At 64.6% G+C, this 20,510-nt stretch carries 21 protein-coding genes and 2 pseudogenes; 12 read left to right on the top strand and 11 right to left on the bottom strand.

Going from position 1 to position 20,510, the window contains the following annotated elements; all coding sequences use genetic code 11:
* Positions 1 to 152 precede the first annotated feature (152 nt).
* Positions 153 to 491, bottom strand: a pseudogene (locus tag N2604_RS26865) (hypothetical protein); the annotation flags it as partial.
* Between the two features lie 128 nt (positions 492 to 619).
* Positions 620 to 1,024, bottom strand: a complete 405-nt coding sequence (locus N2604_RS26860; protein WP_260371143.1) for a DUF4260 domain-containing protein — start codon at positions 1,022 to 1,024, stop codon at positions 620 to 622.
* A gap of 140 nt (positions 1,025 to 1,164) precedes the next feature.
* Between N2604_RS26860 and N2604_RS26855 the strand changes: the two genes are divergently transcribed.
* Together N2604_RS26855 and N2604_RS26850 are read left to right on the top strand one after the other, a co-directional pair.
* On the top strand, positions 1,165 to 2,697 hold the full coding sequence (locus tag N2604_RS26855; RefSeq protein ID WP_260371142.1) for an acyl-CoA carboxylase subunit beta: 1,533 nt from the start codon (positions 1,165 to 1,167) through the stop codon (positions 2,695 to 2,697).
* 109 nt (positions 2,698 to 2,806) lie between these two features.
* Complete coding sequence (locus tag N2604_RS26850; protein ID WP_260371141.1) at positions 2,807 to 3,154, top strand: hypothetical protein; 348 nt, start codon at positions 2,807 to 2,809, stop codon at positions 3,152 to 3,154.
* A gap of 16 nt (positions 3,155 to 3,170) precedes the next feature.
* Here N2604_RS26850 and N2604_RS26845 read toward each other — a convergent pair whose 3' ends face one another.
* Together N2604_RS26845 and N2604_RS26840 are read right to left on the bottom strand one after the other, a co-directional pair.
* Positions 3,171 to 3,323 (bottom strand): hypothetical protein, encoded by a 153-nt coding sequence (locus N2604_RS26845; protein ID WP_172783222.1) that lies wholly within the window; start codon positions 3,321 to 3,323, stop codon positions 3,171 to 3,173.
* A gap of 74 nt (positions 3,324 to 3,397) precedes the next feature.
* Entirely contained in the window at positions 3,398 to 4,051 is a 654-nt protein-coding gene (locus N2604_RS26840) for a glutathione S-transferase family protein (protein ID WP_260371140.1), read from the bottom strand.
* A 129-nt stretch (positions 4,052 to 4,180) separates the two neighbouring features.
* On the opposite strand from N2604_RS26840, the gene N2604_RS26835 reads away from it, so the two are divergent.
* On the top strand, positions 4,181 to 4,495 hold the full coding sequence (locus N2604_RS26835; protein ID WP_260371139.1) for a hypothetical protein: 315 nt from the start codon (positions 4,181 to 4,183) through the stop codon (positions 4,493 to 4,495).
* Positions 4,496 to 4,698: 203 nt separating this feature from the next.
* Complete coding sequence (locus tag N2604_RS26830) at positions 4,699 to 4,986, top strand: twin-arginine translocation (Tat) (RefSeq protein ID WP_260371138.1); 288 nt, start codon at positions 4,699 to 4,701, stop codon at positions 4,984 to 4,986.
* A 154-nt stretch (positions 4,987 to 5,140) separates the two neighbouring features.
* On the opposite strand, the gene N2604_RS26825 is transcribed toward N2604_RS26830, so the two are convergent.
* From N2604_RS26825 to N2604_RS26815, 3 genes are all read right to left on the bottom strand, one after another.
* Positions 5,141 to 5,392 (bottom strand): GCG_CRPN prefix-to-repeats domain-containing protein, encoded by a 252-nt coding sequence (locus N2604_RS26825; RefSeq protein WP_260371137.1) that lies wholly within the window; start codon positions 5,390 to 5,392, stop codon positions 5,141 to 5,143.
* 193 nt (positions 5,393 to 5,585) lie between these two features.
* Positions 5,586 to 6,596 (bottom strand): alpha/beta fold hydrolase, encoded by a 1,011-nt coding sequence (locus N2604_RS26820; protein WP_260371136.1) that lies wholly within the window; start codon positions 6,594 to 6,596, stop codon positions 5,586 to 5,588.
* A gap of 192 nt (positions 6,597 to 6,788) precedes the next feature.
* The gene (locus N2604_RS26815; RefSeq protein ID WP_260371135.1) at positions 6,789 to 7,487 is read right to left on the bottom strand and encodes a metalloregulator ArsR/SmtB family transcription factor; all 699 of its coding nucleotides are present in this window, start codon (positions 7,485 to 7,487) and stop codon (positions 6,789 to 6,791) included.
* 159 nt (positions 7,488 to 7,646) lie between these two features.
* On the opposite strand from N2604_RS26815, the gene N2604_RS26810 reads away from it, so the two are divergent.
* From N2604_RS26810 to N2604_RS26800, 3 genes are all read left to right on the top strand, one after another.
* On the top strand, positions 7,647 to 7,958 hold the full coding sequence (locus N2604_RS26810; RefSeq protein ID WP_260371134.1) for an NIPSNAP family protein: 312 nt from the start codon (positions 7,647 to 7,649) through the stop codon (positions 7,956 to 7,958).
* Positions 7,959 to 8,034: 76 nt separating this feature from the next.
* Positions 8,035 to 8,385, top strand: coding sequence for an antibiotic biosynthesis monooxygenase (locus N2604_RS26805; RefSeq protein WP_260371133.1), 351 nt, complete (start codon positions 8,035 to 8,037; stop codon positions 8,383 to 8,385).
* A 51-nt stretch (positions 8,386 to 8,436) separates the two neighbouring features.
* Positions 8,437 to 9,246, top strand: a complete 810-nt coding sequence (locus N2604_RS26800; protein WP_260371132.1) for an oxaloacetate decarboxylase — start codon at positions 8,437 to 8,439, stop codon at positions 9,244 to 9,246.
* Positions 9,247 to 9,304: 58 nt separating this feature from the next.
* On the opposite strand, the gene N2604_RS26795 is transcribed toward N2604_RS26800, so the two are convergent.
* On the bottom strand, positions 9,305 to 9,697 hold the full coding sequence (locus N2604_RS26795) for a hypothetical protein (RefSeq protein ID WP_260371131.1): 393 nt from the start codon (positions 9,695 to 9,697) through the stop codon (positions 9,305 to 9,307).
* Between the two features lie 168 nt (positions 9,698 to 9,865).
* On the opposite strand from N2604_RS26795, the pseudogene N2604_RS26790 reads away from it, so the two are divergent.
* Positions 9,866 to 10,508, top strand: a pseudogene (locus tag N2604_RS26790) (trimeric intracellular cation channel family protein).
* Positions 10,509 to 10,562: 54 nt separating this feature from the next.
* Here N2604_RS26790 and N2604_RS26785 read toward each other — a convergent pair.
* Positions 10,563 to 11,798: a cytochrome c gene (locus tag N2604_RS26785; protein WP_260371130.1), complete on the bottom strand. Its 1,236-nt coding sequence runs from the start codon at positions 11,796 to 11,798 to the stop codon at positions 10,563 to 10,565.
* Positions 11,799 to 12,089: 291 nt separating this feature from the next.
* Between N2604_RS26785 and N2604_RS26780 the strand changes: the two genes are divergently transcribed.
* The gene (locus N2604_RS26780; protein WP_260371129.1) at positions 12,090 to 15,581 is read left to right on the top strand and encodes an indolepyruvate ferredoxin oxidoreductase family protein; all 3,492 of its coding nucleotides are present in this window, start codon (positions 12,090 to 12,092) and stop codon (positions 15,579 to 15,581) included.
* Between the two features lie 687 nt (positions 15,582 to 16,268).
* Here the strand turns inward: N2604_RS26780 and N2604_RS26775 are convergent.
* Together N2604_RS26775 and N2604_RS26770 are read right to left on the bottom strand one after the other, a co-directional pair.
* Complete coding sequence (locus tag N2604_RS26775) at positions 16,269 to 16,994, bottom strand: transposase (protein ID WP_260376314.1); 726 nt, start codon at positions 16,992 to 16,994, stop codon at positions 16,269 to 16,271.
* Positions 16,995 to 17,005: 11 nt separating this feature from the next.
* Complete coding sequence (locus N2604_RS26770) at positions 17,006 to 17,158, bottom strand: hypothetical protein (protein WP_260371128.1); 153 nt, start codon at positions 17,156 to 17,158, stop codon at positions 17,006 to 17,008.
* Positions 17,159 to 17,872: 714 nt separating this feature from the next.
* Between N2604_RS26770 and N2604_RS26765 the strand changes: the two genes are divergently transcribed.
* From N2604_RS26765 to N2604_RS26755, 3 genes are all read left to right on the top strand, one after another.
* Positions 17,873 to 19,030, top strand: a complete 1,158-nt coding sequence (locus N2604_RS26765) for a thiolase domain-containing protein (protein ID WP_260371127.1) — start codon at positions 17,873 to 17,875, stop codon at positions 19,028 to 19,030.
* Positions 19,030 to 19,419 (top strand): Zn-ribbon domain-containing OB-fold protein, encoded by a 390-nt coding sequence (locus tag N2604_RS26760; RefSeq protein ID WP_260371126.1) that lies wholly within the window; start codon positions 19,030 to 19,032, stop codon positions 19,417 to 19,419. The genes N2604_RS26765 and N2604_RS26760 overlap by 1 nt, the downstream gene beginning before the upstream one ends.
* A 222-nt stretch (positions 19,420 to 19,641) precedes the next feature.
* Positions 19,642 to 20,502, top strand: a complete 861-nt coding sequence (locus N2604_RS26755; RefSeq protein WP_260371125.1) for a MaoC family dehydratase — start codon at positions 19,642 to 19,644, stop codon at positions 20,500 to 20,502.
* The last annotated feature ends 8 nt before the right edge of the window (positions 20,503 to 20,510 follow it).

The raw sequence follows: 20,510 nt of genomic DNA, 5'->3' as shown, positions 1-20,510 counted from the left end.
CGTGTAGTGGTTCCGATGTCACTGCTATGATGCCGTCATGGCAACACCATGCAGCCATCAGCAACTGCTCAATCTGCTCCAGTTCGAATGCATCCGCTTGGGATTATCCTGGCTAAACCGCGACAGCACCTTCTTCGGTCGCCGGGCGGCGTTCAGGCCGGGTCAGGCTTCGCCGCCAGCGCCTGGTCGATGGCGAAGCCGCCGATCTCGCTCATGGCCTGCGAGATCGGATCGCCGCGCCGGGCAAAACCGCTCGACAGATAATCGAACTGCGTTCGCGCCAGCCGCAGCACCTCGATGGGCACCGAGACCACGGCCTGGTTGAAGCTGTCGACAGAGGCACGGAACATGTCGAGCTCCGTCGTGAGCTTGCCGATATGACTCTCGGCATGCTGCATCAGCTCGAGCAGCTTGCCGCGCCCGGCATCGAAGGCGGCGCGCTCGGCGGCGGTCGCTGCGGTGAACTCGGCGAGCTGCGCCCGCAGCGCCGCGCTGGTGCGGCAAATACGGTCTGGTAGCCCGGATGGAGCGGAGCGAAATCCGGGGGATCGCGCCCGCGCTGCACCGTCCCGGATTACGCTCCGCTCCATCCGGGCTACGCACTCAGCCAAATTTGAGATCAGGAGCCCTTCTGCCGCCCGATCCGCCCCAGATGGGTGAAGCTGAACCCGACAGAATATTTCAGGCCGTAGCCGAGCGCCCGGTCGATGCCGATATGGGCAAGCCAGATCAAGGCGATGGAGAGGGTGAGGGGCGAGGCGAGGGCGAAGCCCAGCGTCAGCAGCGCCACCGGCGCCATGTAGCTGTGGGCGGCGTTGTAGACCATGGCGCCGAACCTGGCGTCGGACAGGTAGGCCAGGAAGCTCAGATCGGGCACGAAGAACAGCAGGGCAAACACCAGCCACGACCCGTCCCAAGCCGCATAGAGCGTCACCATCCCTGCAAACAGGGTCAGGCCCTCCAGCCGCAGCAGGATGTTGACGCCACCTGTCGCAGCGCCCGTCTCGCCCCTTCCTTCCGTCACGCTCGCCTCCTGGGCAAAACTCTGTAATTCCTTGCGCTTTCCCGCTACGGCAGGGCAGCCCTGCGACGGCGAAAGCGGCTTTCCGGGCCGCAAAATGCCGTGTTAGAACCCGCCCATCACTTAAGAACTGGCGGGAGCAAATGAAACACATCCTGGACGCCCTTGAAGATCGTCGTGCCGGCGCAAAGCTCGGCGGCGGGGAGAAGCGCATCGAGGCGCAGCACGCCCGCGGCAAGCTGACGGCCCGCGAACGCATCGAGCTGTTGCTCGACAAGGGATCGTTCGAGGAGTTCGACATGTTCGTCGAGCACCGCTCCACCGAGTTCGGCATGGAGAAGACCAAGGTGCCCGGCGACGGCGTCGTCACCGGCTGGGGCACCGTCAACGGCCGCAAGACCTTCGTCTTTGCCAAGGACTTCACCGTGTTCGGTGGCTCGCTCTCGGAGACGCACGCCCTGAAGATCACGAAACTCCAGGACATGGCGATGAAGGCGAGGGCGCCCATCATCGGCCTCTATGACGCCGGCGGCGCCCGCATCCAGGAAGGCGTCGCCGCGCTCGCCGGCTATTCCTACGTGTTCCGCCGCAACGTGCTCGCCTCGGGCGTGATCCCACAGATTTCCGTCATCATGGGTCCCTGCGCCGGCGGCGATGTTTATTCGCCGGCGATGACCGACTTCATCTTCATGGTGAAGAACACCAGCTACATGTTCGTCACCGGCCCCGACGTGGTGAAGACCGTGACCAACGAGGTCGTGACAGCCGAGGAGCTCGGCGGCGCCTCGGTGCACGCGACGCGATCCTCGATCGCCGACGGCGCCTTCGAGAACGACGTCGAGACGCTGTTGCAGATGCGTCGCCTGATCGACTTCCTGCCCTCCAACAACACCGACGGCGTGCCGGAATGGCCCAGCTTCGATGACATCGAGCGGGTCGACATGTCGCTCGACACGCTGATCCCCGACAATCCGAACAAGCCCTATGACATGAAGGAGCTGATCCTGAAGGTCGTGGACGAGGGCGACTTTTTCGAGATCGCGGAGGCCTTTGCCAAGAACATCGTCACCGGCTTTGGCCGCATTGCGGGCCGCACCGTCGGCTTCGTCGCCAACCAGCCGATGGTGCTGGCCGGCGTGCTCGACAGCGATGCATCGCGCAAGGCGGCGCGCTTCGTCCGCTTCTGCGACGCCTTCAACATCCCGATCGTCACCTTCGTCGACGTGCCGGGCTTCCTGCCCGGCACGAGCCAAGAATATGGCGGCCTGATCAAGCACGGCGCGAAACTCCTGTTCGCCTATTCGCAGTGCACCGTGCCGCTGGTCACCGTCATCACCCGCAAGGCCTATGGCGGCGCCTTCGACGTCATGGCCTCCAAGGAGATCGGCGCCGACATGAACTACGCCTGGCCGACCGCCCAGATTGCGGTGATGGGCGCCAAGGGCGCGGTCGAGATCATCTTCCGCAGCGACATCGGCGCCCCCGACAAGATCGCCGCGCGCACCAAGGAATACGAAGACCGCTTCCTGTCCCCCTTCATCGCCGCCGAGCGCGGCTATATCGACGACGTCATCATGCCGCACTCGACGCGCAAGCGCATCGCCCGCGCGCTGGCGATGCTGAAGGACAAGAAGACGGAAATGCCGGCGAAGAAGCACGACAATTTGCCGTTGTGAAGGAGGGTAGCCCGGATGAGCGCAGCGACATCCGGGTCTTGCCGAGGTCCCGCATCTCGCTTTGCTCATGCGGGCTACCGCTTCCTGCTGATTTGGTGTCCTCGATCCCATGACCGACGACGATCCGACCGACGAAATCTCCGACATCGAAGAGCGGATCGAGCGGCTCGCCGAGATCGCCGAGCGCTGCCGGAAGTACATCCTGGCATCCAAGATCGCGATCGGGGGCGGGGCGGCGCTGCTGCTGGTGACGATCCTCGGGCTGTTCGGATTTGGTCAGACCGCCGCGCTTGGATCGATCGCGCTGGTGCTCGGCGGGATCGTCTCGCTCGGCTCGAATGTCTCGACGTTGCGACAGACGGACGAGGCCATCAGTGCTGCGGAGGCGCGGCGTTCGGCGTTGATCGGCAGCATCGATCTTCGCGTCGTCGCCGATGCGCCGCTGAAGCTGGTCTGACGCGCACTAGCCCGCCTCACGCGGCGGTCTTGAGCGTCAGCTCCGACAACTCGGCGCGGCATTCGGCGGCGTAGGCCTGGAGCCGGTCGGCGGTCTGCCGGTCGAGGATGGCCTTGGCCAGCCGCTCGGCGCGGGCGATCTGTCGCTTGAGATATTCGATGCGGACCATGGGTCACCTGTCGAATTGAGTCGTTCGGTGCCGGCGACTGTAGGCCAAGCACCGGATCGATTATGTGAGGCGCATCACGCCCCGCGCGCCTGATCCGCCGCAGCAAAATGCGCCATCTGGTCGGCATGCGCCTTGACGAACGCCGGGCGGACCGTGGCGCGGGCGACATAGGCGCGGCAGGCAGGACTGTCCGTTAGTCCGCTGAATTGATCGACGACGCGCAGCACGTCAGCCATCAGGATGTCGGCGACGGAGAAGGAGCCGGCCAGCCATTCTCGGCCGGCCAGCACCGGCTCGAGACGTTTGAGCCGGAGCTTGAGGAAGTCGTCGACGAATTTCCACGCCGGCGTGTCGGTCGGATGTCCCATGAACTTCGACATGGCCCAGGGCAAGCTGGCCATCTCCACCGAATTGAGCGCCGCGAACACCCATTTCGTCGCTTCAGTGCGGCCGCGCGGATTTGTCGGCATCAGCTTGTCGCTGCGCTCGCCGAGATGCAGCAGGATCGCGCCGCTCTCGAAGATCGAGATATCGCCGTCGGTCAGCCATGGCACCTGGCCGAACGGCTGGTGCGCGAGGTGCGCAGGCCCGCGATCGTCGAACGGGGTGCTGGCGACGCGATAGGGCAAGGCAGCCTCTTCGAGGGCCCAGCGCACGCGCAAGTCGCGCACGAGGCCACGCGGCGGTTCGGGAACCCAATTGAAGGTGGTCAGGGTGAGGTCGGCCATTTGCTGTCTCCGTGTCCTGTTCGACGCATAGGACGAGCGAAGGGCGTCCATTCCGACACCAAGGCCAAGTCTTTTTGTCGCCGGCGGCGGAAAGCGGCTAGTCTCGCAGCAAACAAAGGGAGGAAACCGATGCGAGCAGCCTTTTTCGTCGTTCGCGCCATCGTCTCCGACGCCAGCAAGCGCGCTGCTTTCGACCGATGGTACGAGACGGAACATTTGCCCGACGCGGTGAAGGCCTTCGGCGTGAGCAAGGCATGGCGGTTCTGGAGCCTGGACGATCCCTCGCTGCACCAGGCGATGTATCAGTTCGACGACGAGACCAAGCTGAATGCGATGCTGAAAGGTGAGGCGCTGCAAAAGCTCGTCGCCGACTTCAAACGCGACTGGCCCGACGTGAAGCGCTCGCGCGAGACGCTGCTGCTGGCGCAGGAGTTTACAACGTAAAGGTCTGTAGCCCGGATGGAGCGCAAGCGTAATCCGGGGTCTTTGCATGACGCACAAATCCCGGATTGCGCTGCGCTCCATCCGGGCTACGAATTCCTCATCCTGCTCGCTTGAATCTGAACGCATGATTCAGCTTCGGTTCATGCCGTTACGGCGACACTCCTTCCGCATCACGGGCACAACGATCCAAGAAGGAAGAAGCCATGGAGCGCCGGAACTTTTTGAAGCTTGCCTTGGGATTGACGGCGGGCGCCGCCGCCTTCGCCGCGACTGCCGCGCAGGCCGCGCCGCTGTCACCGCAGCCGCTCGCTGATCCCGCCCGCACGCGGCAAGGCAATCCGGACGCTCATCCTGCCGTCACCACCAGCGAGGAAGCCGCCAAGCTGACGCCTGAGCAGGTTCACTGGCATGGGCGCGGCCGCCATTGGGGCTGGCGCCGCCGTCATTGGCGCAGGCACTACCGGCGCTGGCACCGCCGCCATTATTGGTAAGCTCGCGACCATTCGCGGACTGGACGGGGATCGCCGCTGGCGGTCCCCGTTTCGATTTGGGAAGTGCTCCGGTTCCCGCAGCGGGCTTTCGTCAGCAACAAAAATGGCCGCGCAGGCTTTCGCCGCGCGGCCATTTGCAACGTCATCGAGCAAATCAGAACGGACGGCAGCGGCCGGCGTACCAGCGGAAGCCGTAGGGGCACACGCGCGCGCGAGGCACGACGACGACCGGCGCCGGGGCCACCACCACCGGGGCGGGGCGAACCACGACAGCGCCGCGCATCGGACGGCAGCCGCCATAGGGGCCGCGATACCAACCCGGGCCGCAACCGCCGGCGGCACTGGCCGCCTCGCTGAAACCGACGACCGCACTGGCGAGCATGACGGCGGCTAACAGGTATTTCATTTGATCTTCCTTCTTGTCCTTTGGGGGCAGGCTTCGGGGAATGGCGCTTGCGGGCGCACAATGAATCAAGAGACACGATTCGACACGTTAAATCTGGAACGTGCCGACACGTCGCGATCCAAAGCTGCCGATCATGACCTGAATGCGGCATGAACGTTCCCCGCATTTGGCCTGGGACGACATGCAGCTGTCGCTAGCGGCTGAGAAAGCCCAGCACCAGTTCCTTGTACGTCTCCGGCGCCTCCAGGAAGACGAGATGGCCGGTGTCGCGGATCACCTCGGCCCGCGCGTTCGGCATCTTCGCCGCGAGCTGCTTCGCAAGCTCTGCGTTCTGCCCCATCTTGGCCCGCAGCGCCTCCGGCGCGAGCGGCCGGCCCGGCGCGTTGTGGTCGTCCGCGCCCATGATGAACAGAGTCGGAGTCGCGATCAGCGGGATCTCGTGCGCCACCGGCTCACGATAGATCATCTGGCCGGAAGAGACGAAGGCGCGCAGCCAGCGCGGATAGTCCGGGCTGCCCTTGATATTGAAGCGGGCCTCGATGAACGGCGTGATCGCCTCGGCCGGCAGCTTGATTGCGTAATTGGTCTGGAGCTGCTTGCGATAGCCGTCGGCGGTGAGCTTGTCCTCGGTCTCCATCATCTTCTCCGTCGGCGTCGGCGGCACGTAGAGGCGGTAGTCCTCGAGCCCGATCGGCGCGGTCAGCACCAGATGGGCAAGGCGGTCCGGATAGGCGCGGGCGATGCGCACGCCGAGCATGCCGCCGAGCGAATGCGCGACGATCTCGGCCTTGTCGATTTTGAGATGATCGAGCAGCGAAATGGTGTTGCGCGCCAGATTGTCGAAATGCAGCTCACCCGCCGGCTTGGAGGACTTGCCGAAGCCGACCTGGTCCGGCACCACGACGCGAAAGCCGGCCTCGCTCAGCATCTTGATCACGGGCGCCCAATAGCTCGACGGAAAATTGCGCCCGTGCAGCAGCACCACGGTGCGGCCGTTCGGCCGCGCCGCGGCGACATCCATATAGGCCATGCTGAGCTGCTCGCCGTCGTTGACGACGGGAAGGAAGTTCACGGGGTAGGGATAGGCAAAGCCTTCGAGCGCGATGCCGTATGGCTCGCGGGGCGCAGTGTCGGCGGCGTGGGTGGATGTGAGTTGGGAAGTAAGAAGGGCGGCAGCGAGCGCGGCGGAGAGGAGGCGGTTCATTTGGAGGTCTCTAGTTAGCGGCGTCGTTCCGGGGCGCATAGCGAACCCTGGTGCGCAATTGCGTACCTGGGAACCTCGAGATTCCGGGTTCGATGCTTTGCATCGCCCCGGACTGACGGTGGCCATAAACGTGTGGATGGCCGGGTCAAGCCCGGCCAATGACGGAGCGAGAGGGCACACGCAAAAGTGTGATCAGTCCTTCCCGCCGCCGAACAGCGCAGCGAACTGCTTCTCGCCGGTGCGGGTGAAATTCACGACGCGGCTGCCGGGCGTGGGATCGCGCGCCGCCCATTTCAGCTCGGCAAAGCGCTGCATCATGGCGGCCCCCAACGTGCCGGCGAGGTGATGACGCCGCTCGCTCCAGTCGAGGCAGGCCTTGCAGACCGGGCGGCGGGGGTGACTGAGCATCTCGGGCGAGATCTGTAAGTGCTTGGCGAGAAAGCGCTCGCCCTCGGCCGTCAGCTCGATCTCCTGCTTCCTCTGCCTGACCAGATGCCGCTCGCGCAAGGAGTCCAGCATCTGCACGCCGAGGTCGCCGGCGAGATGGTCGTAGCAGATTCGCGCGCGCCGCAGCGCGGGGTCCTTCGGCCCGGTGCGCACGCGCATGTGGCCGGTGCGCGCGGCAAGGCCGGCGAGCCCCTCGAGCACGCCGGCGACGTCGTCGTCGGTGAGGCGGTAATAGCGATGGCGGCCCTGCTTCTCCGGTTCGATCAGGCCGCCGGCCTCGAGCTTCGACAGATGCGAGCTCGCGGTCTGCGGCGTGATGCCGGCCTCCTGCGCCAGCTCGCTCGCGGTGAGCGCGCGGCCGTTCAACAGCGCCGTGAGCATGTTGGCGCGGGCGGGATCGCCGACCAGCGAGGCGACCATGGCGATGTCGGGTCCTGATTTCATGCTTCGATGGTAACCGAAGCATTGTAGTCGGGCAAGCGCGTAGGCTCTCACCAAGTCGTCATTGCGAGCGCAGCGAAGCAATCCAGAGATGCTTCCGCGGAGGGATTCCTGGATTGCTTCGCTGCGCTCGCAATGACGTTGTGGAAACAGGAGTCCATCATGTCCGTTACCGTCTTCATCCGCTACCAGCTCGATCCCTTCAAGCGCGCGCAGTTCGAGGACTATGCGAAGCATTGGCTCACCATCATCCCGAAATGCGGCGGCGACCTGATCGGCTATTTCATGCCGCACGAGGGCACCAACAACATCGCGTTCGGGCTGATCAGCTTCGAGAGCCTGGCCGCCTATGAAGCCTACCGTGCCCGGCTGCGGCAGGATGCCGAGGGCATGGCGAACTTCCACTTCGCCGAGGAACACAGATTCATCCTCGCCGAAGAACGCACCTTCCTGCGCAAGGTGATGGTATTGTAGGTCCACGCCAGCATGATCCGGAAAAGTGCAACGCGGTTTTCCGAAGGAGATCATGCTCAAATAAGAGGAGACGCCCATGATGGCCGTGATCTTCGAGGTCTGGCTCAAGCCGGAACATCGCAAGGATTATTTCGACCTCGCGGCCGATCTGAAGCCGCTGCTGCAGACCATCGACGGCTTCATCTCGGTCGAGCGCTTCGAGAGCCTGACCGAGAAGGGCAAGATCCTGTCGGTGTCGTTCTGGCGGGATGAGGCAGCAGTAACCGCCTGGCGCAACACCATGGAGCATCGGCGCACCCAGGCCAAGGGCCGTGCAAAGATCTTCGCGGATTATCATCTGCGCATCGCCAGCGTGATCCGGGACTACAGCATGACCGACCGCGAGCAGGCCCCGAAGGACAGCCGCGCGGTGCACGACGCGCACTAGCGGAGTTGAAAACGCACGCCTATGTCTGCGCGGCCAACAAGGGAGAGAAACATGCACGTGACGACCGCTGACAAGCGCGCGACGTTCAGGAAGATGCACGAGAGCGGCTGCTTCATCCTGCCCAATCCGGTCGATGTCGGCAGCGCGAAAGCCTTGCAGCATCTCGGTTTCAAGGCGATCGCGTCGTCGAGCGCGGGCTTTGCCTGGACCATCGGCAAGGCCGACAACCACGTCACCGTCGAGGACGTCTGTCAGCATCTGGCAGCATTGAGCTCGGCCGTCGACATCCCCGTGAACGCCGATTTCGAGGGCGGCTTTGCCGTCGAGCCAGACAAGGTCGCGGACAATGTCGAGCGCGGTGTGCGCACCGGCGTCGCGGGCCTGTCGATCGAGGATTCCACCGGCGACAAGGACAAGCCGCTCTACGACCGCACGCTGGCCGTCGAGCGCATCAAGGCCTCGCGCAAGGCGATCGGCGACAGCGGCGCGCTGCTGGTCGGCCGATGCGAGGCGTATCTTTGGGGCGTGACCGATCTCAAGCTCGTGATCGACCGGCTCACCGCTTATGCCGATGCCGGCGCCGACTGTCTCTACGCGCCGGGCCTGAAGAGCCGTGAGGACATCGCCGCGGTGGTGAAGGCTGTCGCACCCAAGCCGTTCAATCTCCTGATCGGCGCGTCCGGTCTGTCGTTGCAGGAAGCCCAAGATCTCGGCGTGCGCCGCATCAGCGTCGGCGGCTCGCTCGCCCGCGCCGCCTGGGGCGGCTTCATGCGCGCGGCCAAGGAGATGGCGGAGAAGGGCACCTTCACCGAGCTCAGCGGCGGCTATCCCGGCGGCGAGCTCAACAAGATGTTCGGCTAGCCAAACGAAAAGCGGCGGGATGTTGGATCCCGCCGCTCTCGCGCCTTACGGCGAGATGTCACTTCGCGCCGTCGGACGGAGCTGGCGTAGTCGGGGCCGGCTTGCTCGGCGCGGCACCGGTGGTCGTGCCCGGCTCGATGTTGCTGCGCGGCGTCACGTCACGCATGCCGGGAGGTGCGGCCGGACTGGCCGGTGCCGTCTGCTGAGCGGTTCGCGATGCCGGCTCGTTGCTCGCCTGGTTACCGGTGGTCGTGTTGTTCAAGCCGTAGAACACCGCGCCCAGCACCAGGGCGACGGCCACCGCAAACAGCGCGATCTTGCCGCTGGAGGCGGGGCCTTCCCCGAGCTCGGGATCGGCCTGCAGGTCGGCATCCCGGCGCGCCGCGCGAGAATACTCATCGTCGGCGAGGTTCGGGCGGTACGGATCGTTGGGAAAACGGTCGTCAGCCATCGATTGGATCTCCTCGGGTTATGACCCGGAACAACCCTCAGCTGCGACATTCTGTTCCGCGCCACCTGATGCTTTCGTCGCATATTGCCCCCATCCGGGGAATCGGGAACCTGTTCTGTCGGATGCCCCGGGCTTTGAGTTCCATCGTGGGGAAGGAGGAACACGGCAATGTGGAGCCTGCCGCCTACCGATAGCGTGCTGCATTTCCTGTCCCTTGTTGCGGTGGCCGCACAGGGCATGACGGCTGCGCTCGCTGCCGGACGCCGCAGCATGGATTGGCTGGGGGTCTGCTTTCTCGGCTGCATCACCGCGCTCGGCGGCGGCACGTTGCGCGATCTCTTCCTCGGACATTATCCGCTGGCCTGGGTGCAGAGCCCCATCTATCTCGCGCTCGCGGGCGGCGCCGCCTTCCTCACCATCCTGTTTGCGTCTCGTGCACCGGCTGAAGGTCGCCTTCATCGTACTCGATGCCATCGGTCTCGTCGTCTTCACCATGACCGGCTGCGATGTGGCCTGGCAGATGGATGCGACGCTCCCCATCGTCATCGTCTCCGGCATGGTGACCGGCTGCGCCGGCGGCGTGCTCCGCGACGTGCTCTGCAACGACGTGCCGCTGCTGTTTCGTTCCGAGCTCTACGCCAGCGTCTCGGTGGTAACAGGATTGTTCTACGCGACCGCGTTTGGTCTCAAGCTCAATGCGGAGCTCTGGACCATCCTGACCTTCGTCCTCGGCATCAGCTTCCGCCTGCTCGCGGTGCGCTACAAATGGGAGATGCCGAAATTCGTGTTCACGGGAGAGGAGGAGCGGTAGCGCTGTCGCGCGCGAATGGCGAATAGCGAATAGTTCTGGGCCATTCGCAATTCGCTATTCCCCATTCGCCTCTCGCTTCCTTGCCTTCGCCACCTGCGCCGCCGTCACCAGCGGGCCCGCATTGCCCCAGGAATTGCGGATGTAGTTCGTCACCGCGGCGATCTGGCCGTCGGACAGCTGCTTGGCGTAAGCAGGCATCTCGCCTGTGTTCGGCGCGCGCGGCGTCGTCACGGTGTGGGCGCCGTCGAGGATGATGCGCAAGGTCGAGGACGGATTGACCGATTGCAGCAGCGCATTGCCCGGCAGCGGCGGGTAGATGCGCGGGCTGCCTGTGCCGTCGGCCTCGTGGCAGGCGACGCAGAGCTTGGCGTAGACCGCCTGGCCGGCCTTCATCTCGGCGTCGTCCGGCGGCGTCACGATCGTCTCGCGCCGCGCCGGCGGCAGGCTCTTCAGATACATCGCGATCGCGCGCACATCGACATCGCTCATCTTCGAGGTCGAGTTGACGATGACCTCCGCCATCGGCCCGCCGGCGTGGCTTTTGGCGTTGCGCCCGCTCTGCAGGTACTCCGTGATATCGGCCTCGCTCCACGATTTCAGCCCGGTGCGCGCGGCGCCATCGAGCCGCGGTGCGAACCAGCCGCCGACCTCGTTGCCGGACAGCGCCTGCGCGTCCCGGTCGGCGCCGAAATAATTCTTGGGCGTATGGCAGGCACCGCAATGGCCGAGCCCGGTGACGAGGTAGCCGCCTCTGTTCCAGGCCGCGCTCTTGGTCTGGTCCGGCTCGAACAGGCCTGTCTTGAAATACATCGCGTTCCAAAGCCGCATCAGGCCGCGATAGCCGAACGGCCAACGCAGCTCCGGCGGCTTGTTGCGGCTGGCGACGGGCGCCAGCGTGCCGAGGTAGGCGCGGATCGCCAGCGTGTCGTCTTTCGTCATCTTCGTGAAGTAGGGATAGGGAAACGCCGGATAATAGTTCGAGCCGTCGGGCGCGATGCCGGTGCGCAAGGCGCGGGTGAAATCGGCGTCCGTCCAGGCGCCGATGCCGGTGTCGCGGTCCGGCGTCAGGTTGGGCGAATAGATCGCACCGAAGGGCGTGTCGATGCGCTTGCCGCCCGCGAACGGTTTCGCCGGATCGGCGGTGTGACAGCCCGCGCAGCCGCCGGCCTCGACCAGCGCCTTGCCATAGGCGATCAGCTCGGGCGATGGTCCGGCGGCGCCGGCCGCGCTTCCAACCGCACTGCACAACGCCAGGCCCACAAGCGCCAGGCCAGTCAGAATCGTTCGCATCGACAGCCTCTCCTGCGACCCATCGACCCGCCCACGTCAGGGAAGCGTCAATTCATTTCGCAACGACGGGGGTATGGTGACACAAATTGAAAATTGCCAACGTGTTTCAGGCCACGAAATTGCGATTTTTACCCGAGGCCTGCTTTGGTCCAGATTTGTGATGCGGATCATGAAATATCCGACATAGAGTGGCGGAGGTGGTCGGCGCGCCCTAGCTAAAAACAACGGGCAGGCAACGGCTTAAGCGACGTTAAGTGACAAAGACCTGAACAGGGCGCAAGCGAGGACAGCATGGGCATCAACCAGGGTCCGATCAGTCTCGATCAAAAGTACACCCAGCAGACCGGACACGTCTTCACCACGGGCATCCAGGCCCTGGTTCGCTTGCCGATGGCCCAGATCCGGCGCGACCGCGCCAACGGCCTCAACACCGCCGGCTTCATCTCCGGTTATCGCGGCTCGCCGCTCGGCGGCTATGACCAGCAGCTGTTCGCCGCCCGCAAGCATCTCGAGCAGTACAACATCAAGTTCCAGCCGGGCGTGAACGAGGACCTGGCCGCCACAGCGGTGTGGGGCTCGCAGCAGCTCAACCTCTCGCCGGGCGCCAAATACGATGGCGTGGTCGGTATCTGGTACGGCAAGGGCCCGGGCGTCGATCGCTGCGGCGACGTGTTCCGTCACGGCAATGCCGCAGGCTCGGCCAAGAACGGCGGCGTGCTCTGCCTTGCCGGCGACGATCACGGCGCAAAATCTTCCACCGTCCCGCATCAGTCCGACCATGCTTTCATATCGGCGCTGATGCCGTATCTCTATCCCTCGAGCATCCACGAGATGATCGAGATGGGCCTGCTCGGCATCGCGATGTCGCGCTATTCCGGCTGCTGGGTCGGCATGAAGGTGATCACGGAGACGGTGGAGACCACCGCGGAAATCGACCTCACCGACGAGATGAAGCCCTTCATCATCCCCACCGATTTCGAGTTGCCGCCCGGCGGCCTCAACCTGCGCTGGCCTGACGACCGCTTCGAGCAGGACCGGCGCCTGCAGGACTACAAGGGCTTTGCCGCCATCGCCTTTGCCCGCGCCAACAAGGTCAACCGCGTCACCATGGATTCGCCGAACGCGCGCTTCGGCATCATGGCCTCGGGCAAGAGCTACGAGGACGTGCGCCAGGCGCTGCGCGAGCTAGGGATCACCGAGGAGGTCGCCGCCAGAATTGGCCTTCGCCTCTACAAGATCGGCATGCCCTGGCCGCTGGAGCCGGAAGGCGTGCGCCAGTTTGCGGTTGGCCTCGAAGAAATCTTCATCGTCGAGGAGCGGCGCGAGATCGTCGAGAACCAGGTCAAGCAGGAGCTGTTCAACTGGCGCGACGACGTGCGCCCGCGCATCGTCGGCAAGATGGACGAGCACGACAAGCGTTTCCTGACCTTCGCCGCCGAGCTCAGCGTCGCCTCGCTTGCGACCTCGCTGACCGAGCGGCTGCTCCGGCTTGATCTCAACCCTGAAATCGCGGAGATGCTCCGCGCCAAGGCCGACTGGTTCAACGGCCGCCAGGCGACCCAGATGCAGGCGGTCGCCCCTGTCTCCCGAACCCCGTATTTCTGCTCCGGCTGTCCCCACAATACCTCGACGAAAGTCCCCGAAGGCAGCCGCGCCATGGCCGGCATCGGCTGTCACTTCATGGCGCTGTGGATGGACCGCTCGACCGAGACGTTCACGCATATGGGCGGCGAGGGCGTGCCCTGGGTCGGCATCGCGCCGTTCACCAACGAGAACCACATCTTCGCCAATCTCGGCGACGGCACCTACTTCCACTCCGGCATTCTCGCCATCCGCCAGGCGATCGCCTCCAAGGCCAACATCACCTACAAGATCCTCTACAACGACGCCGTTGCCATGACCGGCGGCCAGCGTCATGACGGCGATCTCTCGCCGCAGAAGATCATGGCCCAGCTTCATGCCGAGGGCATCAGCGAAATTTATCTCGTCTCGGAAAACCCGGACGCTTACCCGGCCGATACCATCGCGCCCGGGGTGAAGAAGTATCACCGCGACGAGCTCGACAACGTCATGAAGATGTGCCGCGAATACAAGGGCACGTCGGCGATCGTTTTCGTGCAGACCTGCGCCGCCGAGAAGCGCCGTCGCCGCAAGCGCGGCCTGATGGAGGATCCGGCGCGCCGCGTCATGATCAATCCGGCCGTCTGCGAAGGCTGCGGCGATTGCTCGATGCAGTCGAACTGCATCTCGGTCGAGCCGCTGGAGACCGAGTTCGGCCGCAAGCGCGCCATCAACCAGTCGTCCTGCAACAAGGACTATTCCTGCCTGAAGGGATTCTGTCCGTCCTTCGTCACCATCGACGGCGGCGCGCCGCGCCACCGCGCGCCAGCCGAGCTCGCCGAGATCGGCGAGCTGCCCGAGCCGGCCTCGCGTCCGACGCTCGACAAGCCCTATAACATCGCCGTCGGCGGCGTCGGCGGCACCGGCGTGCTCACCATCGGCGCGCTGCTCGGCATGGCCGCCCATATCGAGGGCAAGGCATCGATGATCCTCGACATGTCGGGCCTCGCGCAAAAGGGCGGGGCGGTGCTCAGCCATGTCCGTCTGTCGGATCATCCGGCCGAGGTGACCTGCTCGCGCATCGTCACCGGCACGGCCGATCTCGTGCTCGCCGCCGATGAGGTCGTCGCGGTGGCCAAGGACACGATCACCCTTTGCGATACCAGCCGCACCCGCGGCATCATCAACAGCCACGTCATTCCCACCGCCGATTTCATCCTCAACCGCGACTTCAACTTCCAGACCCGCAAGCTGAACGGGCTCTTGGAAACCGCGCTGCACAAGGATTCGGTGTTCTTCGACTTCACCAAGCCTGCCGAGCAGCTGCTCGGCGATGCCATCGCCACCAACATGATGATGATGGGCTATGCCTATCAGAAGGGTCTGTTGCCGCTCTCCGCCGAAGCGATCGAGCAGGCGATCGAGGTCAATGGCGTCTCGATCAAGATGAACAAGGAAGCCTTCCGCCTCGGCCGTCTCGCAGTCGCCGACCCCAAGCGCCTTGCCGACATGCTGAAGGGCACGGACGAGGTCGTCGCGCCGAAGACGCTGGATGCCATGACGCTGGACGAGGTCATCGAGCATCGCGCCAAGCATCTGACCGCCTATCAGAACGCTCGCCTGGCCAAGCGCTATCGCAAGCTGGTCGACCAGGTGCGCGATGCCGCGGTGAAGGGCGGTTATGGCGATGCGCTGCCGCGCGCGGTCGCGGTGAACTACGCCAAGCTCCTTGCCTATAAGGACGAATACGAGGTCGCGCGCCTTTACACCGACGGTGCCTTCGAGCAGCAGCTCCGCGACCAGTTCGAGGGCGACTTCACGTTCAACTTCAATCTCGCGCCTCCCATCCTGGCAAGCGGGGTCGATGCCCTGGGCCGTCCCAGGAAGCGCGCCTTCGGCCGGTGGATGCTGAAGGTCTTCCGCGTCCTGGCCAAGTTCAAGTTCCTGCGCGGCACGCCGTTCGACATCTTCGGCCGCAGCGCCGACCGCAAGCTCGAGCGTGACCTGATCGCCGGCTATGAGAAGGACGTCGCCACCGTGCTCGGTCTGCTGTCGCCCGCCACGATCGACACCGCGGTCGAGCTGCTCTCGCTGCCCGACCGCATCCGCGGCTACGGCCCGGTGAAGGAGAAGGCCGTACACGACGCCAAGGCCCGCTACGCCCAGCTCGCCGCCGACCTCGCCAATCCGCCGCCCGCGCCGCGGCAGATCGCGGCGGAGTAGCCGCAGTAGCCCGGATGGAGCGCAGCGTAAGCCGGGACGAGTGCGTCCGCGGGCGACGGCCCCGGATTGCGCTGCGCTCCATCCGGGCTACGACACCATCCGTTGCGTTGCTCATCGGCCAAAACACCCAATAGGCGGGTCAATCCGCTCGCCCAAAAACATTCCACTTTACCGAAATTCGGAATTATCGTATCTGTCCACCACCTCATCCCACTCAGAGGGGCGTATCGCGATCGTCACGAAACGCGGGGTGAGCGGCGGTGGACGCGGGCTACGTCGCGCGAGCGATTGTCTCGTGCACGACGGGCGCGGTCTCGCGTACGGCAAAATCGTGTGGTCCCGACGCCCGGGGTTCTGGCGTCAAGGCTCGCGGTGATGCGGCGGCCCGACCGGGTACGCGCATCGATCAGCCGCGAGGCGACGGGGGCAATAGTGCATCGCTCCCCGGGGAGCAACTGTGCTGAAGTAGGCCGCCGATCGGCCGGCCTCAAGGCTGGCGCGAAGACGCGCCCCCGCCTTCGGCGGCTGACGGCCTTGACCCCGTCCGCTCGCCGGTCTGTCGGCTTGGCATGCGCTCGGTCCGGGACCGAGCGCATGGAGGCGCGCTCGATCAGTTCACCGCAACGCGTAGCGGGCGGGATCCCATTTCTCGCCGCGTGCAATCATCGTGTTGAGAATGACGATCAGCTAGCGCATGCAGGCAATCACTGCAACCTTCTTCAGCTTTCCCTTGGCGATCAGCCGTTCATAGTAGGCCTTGAGCACCGGGTTGCTCTGGGTGGCTGCGCCGATACAGGGCATGTAGAGGGCGTTGCGGACCCAGCGCCGACCACCCTTGATGTGGCGCTCACCACGCCGTTTGCCGCTGTCGTCGTCATAAGGAGCGGCTCCCAACAACGCGGCAGCGACCTCCTCGCGCACCGTCCCGAGCTCTGGGAGGCCCGCAAGGAGGACCGCAGAGGCCACATCGCCGAGACCCGGCACGCTCTCGATGATCTCGGCGCGTTTGGCAAATGCCGGTGTGGCCTTGATCGTGGCGGTGATGGCGTCCTCGATCTTGGCCGTCTCGATGTCGAGGCCCTTCAAGACGCGAGCGTGGGCTTTCTGAACCGCTCCCGGCACCGCATGTTCGTTCTGGCTTTGCAGGCGGGTCCTCAGATCAATCAGGGCTTTGCGCGCTTTGACCAGTGCCGCCAGCTCGTCGCGTGCGGCATCGTGGATCTGGTCCAATACTTCGTCGAACGTCTCGGCGAACCAGGCGATCATCTCCGCGTCGATCGTATCGTTCTTGGCGAGCCGTCCGGCCGATCGGGCGAAGCTGCGCACGCGCTTGGGATCGACAATCCGCACCTCGATGCCAGCCTGACGCAGCACCCTGGCCCAGTCCCGCTCATAGCCGCCGGATGCCTCCATCACCGCCTTGGCTACTTGTGCTTGCGCAGCCAGGCCACCAGTTTGCGGTGCCCCTCTGCGGTGCTCGGGAACGTTTGCCGTTGCGACAACGGGCGGATGCATGCATCCACCTTGCCCTTGGCCACATCGATACCGACGACAATGCGATCGTTTTGTGCCATCATCCACTCCCTTCCTTGCTCGTCCGGGCTCGAAGCCCATGCAACTGTTCGGGTTGAGGAAGACACACCGGATCTGTCCCTAGCTCCCCGTCAGGCTCCCAGGCCTTTGAGCACGAACGGGCTCAGATCCAGCGACGGGCGGTTGGTGAGAACCGCCCGTTCGCACATTCTGGCAGATTTTGCGGACACAAGAGCACGACATAAGCCGTCAACCCACTGCGCAGGGAAGGCCGGATGTTGGGCTTCACCTGTATGCCGCTGTGCATCTGTTCTTCGCGCAATTCGCGCACAGCGGACCGTGGGTGCCCGGCCGGCACCCGGTCTTCCCTGCGCCCTCTGTTCTCCGGAGGGAGGCAAGACGGGAGCAAAACTCGGGCGACATGCGCCGCGAGGATGCGGGCGTGTGTCTGCGATGATGTTGCGGCAAGTCGCAATCTGTGACCGTCATCCTGAGGTGCGAGCCTCTTCGGCGAGCCTCGAAGGACGACGGCCCGGCTGCCGCAACGAGGAGTGCGCAGAGGCAGCCCGGCCGTGCATCCTTCGAGGCTCCCGATGGGGCGCTCTGCGCCCCATCACTCGCGCCTCAGGATGACCGGTTCAGTAGCATTTGCGCCAAGCCGCCGCTCTCTCGCGGGGCGGAATATTTCCGCGCTTGCCAATCAGCCCAGTGCGGTTCAGAAAAAAGAGCCAGGACGATACGCGAGCGGAGACTGAAGTTTGACCATCAAGGGCAAGGCCTACATTGCCGGGATCTACGAACACCCGACCCGGCATGCGCCGGACAAATCCACCGCCCAGCTCCATGCCGAGGTCGCCAAGGGCGCGATCGAGGATGCCGGGATCAGCAAGGACGATATCGACGGCTATTTCTGCGCGGGCGATGCGCCCGGCGGCGCGTGGCCGATGGTCGATTATCTCGGCCTGAACACCAAGAAGCTTCGCCACATCGATTCCACCGAGACCGGCGGCTGCTCCTACATCATCCATCTCGGCCATGCCGCCGAGGCGATTGCCGCGGGCAAATGCTCGATCGCGCTCGTGACGCTCGCCGGCAAGCCGCGCACCGGCGCGATGCCACCGCGAGCAGCCGGCGCCGAGGCCGATTTCGAATCCGCTTATGGGGCGACCACGCACAATGCCTATGGCATGTGTGCCATGCGCCATATGCACGACTATGGCACCACCTCCGAGCAGCTCGCCTGGATCAAGGTCGCGGCCTCACATCACGCGCAATACAATCCCCATGCGATGCTCAAGGACGTCGTCACCGTCGAGGACGTCCTGAACTCGCCGATGATCTCCGATCCGCTGCATCGCATGGATTGCTGCGTCGTCTCCGACGGCGGCGGCGCGCTGATCGTGACGACGCCGGAGATTGCCAAGAGCCTGAAGAAGCCGCTGGTGCGCCTGATCGGCCATGGTGAAGCGATGAAGGGCCCGCGCGGCGGCAAGGATCTCGATCTCACTTACTCCGCTGGCGTCTGGTCCGGCCCGCGCGCGTTCGAGGAAGCCGGCATCACGCCGAAGGACATCAAATACGCCTCGATCTATGACAGCTTCACCATCACGGTCTTGATGCAGCTTGAAGACCTCGGTTTCTGCAAGAAGGGCGAGGGCGGCAAGTTCGTCGCCGACGGCAATTTGATCTCGGGCGTCGGCAAGCTGCCGTTCAACACCGACGGGGGCGGCCTCTGCAGCAACCATCCCGTCAACCGCGGCGGCATGACCAAGATCCTCGAGGCCGTCAGGCAGCTGCGCGGCGAGGCGCATCCGAAGGTGCAGGTCAAAAACTGCGATCTCGCCATCGCGCACGGCACCGGCGGCCTGCTCGGCGTCCGCCACGCCGCCTCGACGGCCATTCTGGAGCGCGTGTGATGAGCGAATTGAAAAAGTATCCGGCACCTGTCACGAACCCCGAGACCGCCGCGTTCTGGGACGCGGCGAAAGAGGGCAAGTTCATGATCAAGCGCTGCACCGCCTGCGGGGAAGCGCATTACTTCCCGCGCTCGATCTGCCCGTTCTGCTACTCCGACGAGACGGTGTGGGAGCAGGCCTCCGGCGAGGGCACGATCTACACCTACAGCCTGATGCGGAAATCGCCGTCCGGCCCATACGCCATCGGCTACGTCACGCTGAAGGAGGGGCCGTCGGTGCAGACCAATTTCGTCGACTGCGATCTTACGACGCTCAAGATCGGCCAGAAGGTGAAGGTGGTATTCAAGCCGACGGATGGCGCGCCGCTGCCGTTCTTCACGCCTGCTTGACGCGAAGCAAGATGTAACCCTCTCCCCCTGTGGGAGAGGGTGGCAGCCGAAGGCTGCCGGGTGAGGGGTCTCTCTCTACACGAGAAGTGTCACTGCGGAGCCAACCCCTCACCCGAGTGAGTTTGTTGCAAGGGCGGTGCGGCCCTCTCCCACAAGGGGAGAGGGCACAATAACGGGCATCGCCGCCTGCGGATAAGAAACTCGGGGAGGAAGACAAACAACATGTCCGCCAGATACGAACAGCTCAAAGGCCTGAAAAATCTCGGCCAGAAATATGCCTACACCGATCGCGAAGTCATGCTCTACGCTTACGGCATCGGGCTCGGCGCCGATCCCATGGACGAGAACGAGCTCGCCTTCGTCAACGAGGGCACGTTCACGCCGCGGCCGCTGAAGGTGGTGCCGACCTTCGCCTCCGTCGCGGCCTGGGGCTCGGGGCCCGGCGAGATGAATCTCAACCGCGTCATGGTGGTCGACGGCGAACGCGACATCACCTTCCACCAGCCGCTGCCGGTCGCCGCCAACATCACGGCCGACTCCTCCGTGCTCGAAGTCTACGACAAGGGCAAGGACAAGGGCGTCGTCATCATTCACCAGACCGTGCTGAAGAACGAGAAGGGCGAGAAGCTGGCAACGCTGGTCGCCTCGCGCTTTGCCCGCGGCGATGGCGGCTTCGGCGGGCCCAGCCTGACGCAGCCCGATCCGCACAAGATCCCATCGCGCGCCCCCGACAAGACCATCGACATCACCACGCGCCCCGACCAGGCGCTGGTCTATCGCCTCTGCGGCGACCGCAACCCGCTGCACTCGGATCCCGAGTTCGCCAGGAAGGCCGGCTTCCCGCGCCCGATCCTGCACGGCATGTGCACCTACGGCATCACCTGCCGCGGCGTGCTCCAGACCTATGCCGACTACGAGGCCAGCGCCTTCCGCCAGCACGTCGCGCGATTCTCCTCGCCGGTCTATCCCGGCGAGACCGTGACCATGGACCTCTGGAAGGACGGCAACGTGATCTCGTTCGAAGCCAAGGTGAAGTCGCGCGGCGTCACCGTGATCAAGAACGGCAAGACGGTGCTGGGTTAGGACGGTCT

It is taken from the genome of Bradyrhizobium sp. CB1015, from assembly GCF_025200925.1.
Lineage (GTDB): Bacteria > Pseudomonadota > Alphaproteobacteria > Rhizobiales > Xanthobacteraceae > Bradyrhizobium.
This window is presented reverse-complemented; position numbering and strand designations above follow the sequence as displayed.

Excerpts from the sequence above, each read along its gene's own strand:
- N2604_RS26855 (WP_260371142.1), top strand. The coding sequence starts at position 1,165 with ATGAAACACATCCTGGACGCCCTTGAAGATCGTCGTGCCGGCGCAAAG.
- N2604_RS26850 (WP_260371141.1), top strand. The coding sequence starts at position 2,807 with ATGACCGACGACGATCCGACCGACGAAATCTCCGACATCGAAGAGCGG.
- N2604_RS26845 (WP_172783222.1), bottom strand. The coding sequence starts at position 3,323 with ATGGTCCGCATCGAATATCTCAAGCGACAGATCGCCCGCGCCGAGCGG.
- N2604_RS26840 (WP_260371140.1), bottom strand. The coding sequence starts at position 4,051 with ATGGCCGACCTCACCCTGACCACCTTCAATTGGGTTCCCGAACCGCCG.
- N2604_RS26835 (WP_260371139.1), top strand. The coding sequence starts at position 4,181 with ATGCGAGCAGCCTTTTTCGTCGTTCGCGCCATCGTCTCCGACGCCAGC.
- N2604_RS26830 (WP_260371138.1), top strand. The coding sequence starts at position 4,699 with ATGGAGCGCCGGAACTTTTTGAAGCTTGCCTTGGGATTGACGGCGGGC.
- N2604_RS26825 (WP_260371137.1), bottom strand. The coding sequence starts at position 5,392 with ATGAAATACCTGTTAGCCGCCGTCATGCTCGCCAGTGCGGTCGTCGGT.
- N2604_RS26820 (WP_260371136.1), bottom strand. The coding sequence starts at position 6,596 with ATGAACCGCCTCCTCTCCGCCGCGCTCGCTGCCGCCCTTCTTACTTCC.
- N2604_RS26815 (WP_260371135.1), bottom strand. The coding sequence starts at position 7,487 with ATGAAATCAGGACCCGACATCGCCATGGTCGCCTCGCTGGTCGGCGAT.
- N2604_RS26810 (WP_260371134.1), top strand. The coding sequence starts at position 7,647 with ATGTCCGTTACCGTCTTCATCCGCTACCAGCTCGATCCCTTCAAGCGC.
- N2604_RS26805 (WP_260371133.1), top strand. The coding sequence starts at position 8,035 with ATGATGGCCGTGATCTTCGAGGTCTGGCTCAAGCCGGAACATCGCAAG.
- N2604_RS26800 (WP_260371132.1), top strand. The coding sequence starts at position 8,437 with ATGCACGTGACGACCGCTGACAAGCGCGCGACGTTCAGGAAGATGCAC.
- N2604_RS26795 (WP_260371131.1), bottom strand. The coding sequence starts at position 9,697 with ATGGCTGACGACCGTTTTCCCAACGATCCGTACCGCCCGAACCTCGCC.
- N2604_RS26785 (WP_260371130.1), bottom strand. The coding sequence starts at position 11,798 with ATGCGAACGATTCTGACTGGCCTGGCGCTTGTGGGCCTGGCGTTGTGC.
- N2604_RS26780 (WP_260371129.1), top strand. The coding sequence starts at position 12,090 with ATGGGCATCAACCAGGGTCCGATCAGTCTCGATCAAAAGTACACCCAG.
- N2604_RS26775 (WP_260376314.1), bottom strand. The coding sequence starts at position 16,994 with ATGGAGGCATCCGGCGGCTATGAGCGGGACTGGGCCAGGGTGCTGCGT.
- N2604_RS26770 (WP_260371128.1), bottom strand. The coding sequence starts at position 17,158 with ATGATGGCACAAAACGATCGCATTGTCGTCGGTATCGATGTGGCCAAG.
- N2604_RS26760 (WP_260371126.1), top strand. The coding sequence starts at position 19,030 with ATGAGCGAATTGAAAAAGTATCCGGCACCTGTCACGAACCCCGAGACC.
- N2604_RS26755 (WP_260371125.1), top strand. The coding sequence starts at position 19,642 with ATGTCCGCCAGATACGAACAGCTCAAAGGCCTGAAAAATCTCGGCCAG.